The sequence below is a fragment of the Flavobacterium sp. genome, from assembly GCF_003525665.1.
Lineage (GTDB): Bacteria > Bacteroidota > Bacteroidia > Flavobacteriales > Flavobacteriaceae > Flavobacterium.
Genome location: NZ_DQDX01000032.1, coordinates 4,501 through 7,909 on the forward strand (window position 1 = coordinate 4,501; position 3,409 = coordinate 7,909).

At 27.5% G+C, this 3,409-nt stretch carries 4 protein-coding genes; all 4 read right to left on the reverse strand.

The features are described 5' to 3' along the window. A partial coding sequence (locus DIU01_RS02125; RefSeq protein ID WP_290831613.1) for a DUF6371 domain-containing protein occupies nucleotides 1-958 on the reverse strand: 958 nt, incomplete at its 3' end. A gap of 76 nt (nucleotides 959-1,034) precedes the next feature. Further along, nucleotides 1,035-1,214, reverse strand: coding sequence for a hypothetical protein (locus DIU01_RS02130; protein ID WP_290831614.1), 180 nt, complete (start codon nucleotides 1,212-1,214; stop codon nucleotides 1,035-1,037). Between the two features lie 7 nt (nucleotides 1,215-1,221). Continuing rightward, nucleotides 1,222-2,223 carry an AAA family ATPase gene (locus tag DIU01_RS02135; RefSeq protein WP_290831615.1) on the reverse strand — a complete coding sequence of 334 codons (1,002 nt, stop codon included), beginning with the start codon at nucleotides 2,221-2,223 and terminating at the stop codon, nucleotides 1,222-1,224. Between the two features lie 176 nt (nucleotides 2,224-2,399). Next, on the reverse strand, nucleotides 2,400-3,293 hold the full coding sequence (locus DIU01_RS02140) for a hypothetical protein (protein WP_290831616.1): 894 nt from the start codon (nucleotides 3,291-3,293) through the stop codon (nucleotides 2,400-2,402). Nucleotides 3,294-3,409: the final 116 nt, after the last annotated feature.

Here is a 3,409-nt window from a genome sequence, read left to right on the forward strand (position 1 = left end):
CTTCAATTAAATTTAAGATGTCAGAATTCTTTTTAGAAAGATTAACTATTTGTTCTTCATCTTTCGTTAATTCAATGAACGTTTTACTTGGTTGTTGTAAACCTAAATAAATATCAGCAAGATCAGTTCCAGTTTCACAATCAATTTTTTCTAAGTAATCGCTAACTTTTATTTTGAAGCCTAATTGATTTAATTCATTCGCTTTTGAGCTCCAGTATTCATATTCAGATTTATCAGGAAATGCAACTATTTCTTTATCCTTTATTGGTAGTAAAATTTCATATTTAAAATTTTGTTTACTACCAGTAGATAACCATCGATATTCAGGCATAAAAAGATTCATTATTACTGTTGTCTTTTCTGATTCTGTAATTGCAATTTTATTATTGTTACTTGCAAGATGCAAACCAAATAGACATTGTTTTAAGTTGAAATTATCTAGCTTTAATTTTGAATGTACCCAAGTGATATGTGGGTATGGTTCTTTTACTCTTTTGCAAGTTAATTTGTCAAGCAAAAGTATTTTGCCAGCTCTGATATTGTTTCTATTGTCAATTTGCCAAAAGATTGTTGCTCCATTCCATGTTTTTGAAGTTCCGATTTTATAATCGTTGAATGTTTGTTGAACGCTTTCTTTGTCAAAAATTGATGTTAGGAAAAGATAAAAATTATTATTGCAATATCGTTGCAATGATACTTGCAATTGTTCAATGGTATGAAATGTATCAATTTTACTTTCTTTTTGCGCAATAAAATTGTGTTGTACTGTACTTGCATTATTTATTGCAAGAGTTTTGCAAGGCTTTTTAAAATACCCGCAATTTGTTTCTCTATCACATTTTCCAAAAATAGGATCTAAGTAAAGATTAGTTTCAAGATCAATGAACCTTACAAACCTTTTCTTATTGCAATTTGGACATATGAATTTTTTGCTAGTATTGTCAAATGTATATTTCATTTTTTTTATTCGTAGAACTCGTAGAACTCGTAATATTTTTTTAATTACGAATGTTACGACTTCTACGAGTATTAAATTATTTAAAATGATTTGTAATTAAGTATTGAATAGCTTCTTTTTGAGTAAGAGTTTCTGATTTCTTTTTTGGAAACCGCAGTTTTTTTGGCTCTAATGATTTTTCAGCTAATTGCATAAATTTATATTGCTCTTCGGCTGGAAGAACATTAAAAAACTCTATGAGATTATTAGCTGTCAAGATTTAATTAATTATTTTGAGAAAGTGCTATTCTAACAGTTCCCTCTGAAATATTTAATTGTCTTCCAATTTCACAATTATTCATTCCAGTTTTATGTAATTCTCGAATTTTTTCATTTCGTTCAACTATGTCAGTTTTAACTCTGTGAATTAAATGTTCGGATTCTGTGTCATACTCAATAAATTCAAATTGTAGAAAGCTATTAATTTTTGCGATTCTATATATTATTATATTGTCTGAGTGATAGATTTTTGAAACATTTCTCTCTTTAATTTGTTTGATGTAGCGATATTCATTGTTTGAAAAACTCTCCCCAATTGCAAAACTACTATCACAAAAGTTCATTATATTTTTACTACCTGACACATCATTTTTTGAAATTGGTTTACTTGCATCACGTTTTGGAGTATGAGCAAGAACCAGTATTGAAATGTCTAATTTCTTTTTTATTGAATTTAATATTTTCATTAAGCGAAGTGCATCCTTTGCCTTTTCTGTTTCATTTTTTAGATAAGTAATGTTATCTACAATTACAACTTTAGCCATATGAAATGCAATTTCACTTTCAAGAGATTTTAATAATTCTTCTTCAAAATCAGAGTTATCATTTCGTATTTTTTCCAAATCTAGTTCTGAACGTAGAAAGTTCTCGTTAAATACATAGTGGTTTTGAAATTCTTCAGAATAGCGATTTTCAAATTGTTTAGCAGTTAATTCAAAATCTAAATAGAGTACTTTCTGTGCTTCACATTGATTGGTAAGATTAGCAGTAGAAATTCCTTTGCTAATACTATTTGCAATTTGAACACTCAAAATTGATTTACCTAAATTAGTGTCTGAAAACAAAATACATATTTCTTTTTCATACCATAATTCTCCAAAAAGCATTTTAGGGATTGGATTATTCTTTGCAAAGTCAATCCAGCCATTGCCTGACATTGTTTTAAAAAGAGTGTTGGGTTGTTCTAACTCTTTTTTTAATTCATTTTCAAGGTTTTTTAAATTCATTGTCAATTTATTTATGTTAATATTGACGACGAAATTATATTACTAAGTGTTTGATTTAAAATATAATAACCTCAAACTCCCTCAGTTGAGGGAGTTTGAGGCTGATTGAGGGAGTTTGAGGCTGATTTAGGCTAAATAATGTTAGTGAGTTTACAGAGTGACTGAAATAATAATTATCAATCAATAATTTTATTTAAAGTTTTTTCAAAGTTTATTTTAGCTTTTTTGTAATTCTTATCACCAGCTGTAAACACTTTTGAGGCAAATACTGAATTATAAGCTCCTATATTATCATTATTAAATAGTACTTTCAAAGAATCCAATATTGGTTGTCCATCACCATATTTAACAGTTAGAACGCCCTTTTCTGTTAAGAACTCCATTAGATATCTTAATGAAACTCCTTTCAAGTCGGAATAATAAGTCTTGATTATATTTTCAATTTCAATTTTATTTTTGTGTGTGATAAATTCTCTGAATTGTTTTACTCCTGTACTTTTCGTTTTTCTAAAATGATTGAAGTTTTCGCTTAATATTATATTTTTCACACAGGAAGCAAAATCTAAATCATTTGTTCTAATTCCAATTTTTTCTTCTACTTCAATCAAATGAGTTTTCAGAATAGCTTCTTGCATTATTAATATAGCTTTAGGAGTTCTTGGAGATTGAGGATATAACTCATCATAATTACTAATCATTAATTCTGAAGCAGCCAAAAAAGACCTGATGCGTTCAATATAGCTATTGTAGAAATAGTTAAAGCTTTCAATACCTAAACTGTCCTTTAATTGGACTATCTCAAAACAATTGTTTTGTAGTGAAAGGACTTTTTTTGGGTTTGAAATTCTTAAGGGATTGTAGTCTTCAACTTTTTTAATATCAAAATAATCATCAAAATATAGAAAGCGGTCTACATATTCATCTACAAATTCTTGAGTAATTTGAAAATTAACTATTTCTAAATTTTCCATTACAGTTCCATTATCAATAATTTCGTATGGAATATAAAAAGCGAAATTTTTGGTTATTTCATTAGTTAAAGAGGTCATTTTTGAGCTTAAATCCATCATTGATTATTTATTTATTTAAACCACACATTTGTCATTAGTTTCATGCTTAAAACAATTAAGAAATTCTGATTTTTAAAGTGATACCAATATTATCAAATGTATATTCTGTTGTATAT

Coding starts and splice junctions, on each gene's coding strand:
- DIU01_RS02135 (WP_290831615.1), bottom strand. CDS start 2,223: ATGAATTTAAAAAACCTTGAAAATGAATTAAAAAAAGAGTTAGAACAA.
- DIU01_RS02140 (WP_290831616.1), bottom strand. CDS start 3,293: ATGATGGATTTAAGCTCAAAAATGACCTCTTTAACTAATGAAATAACC.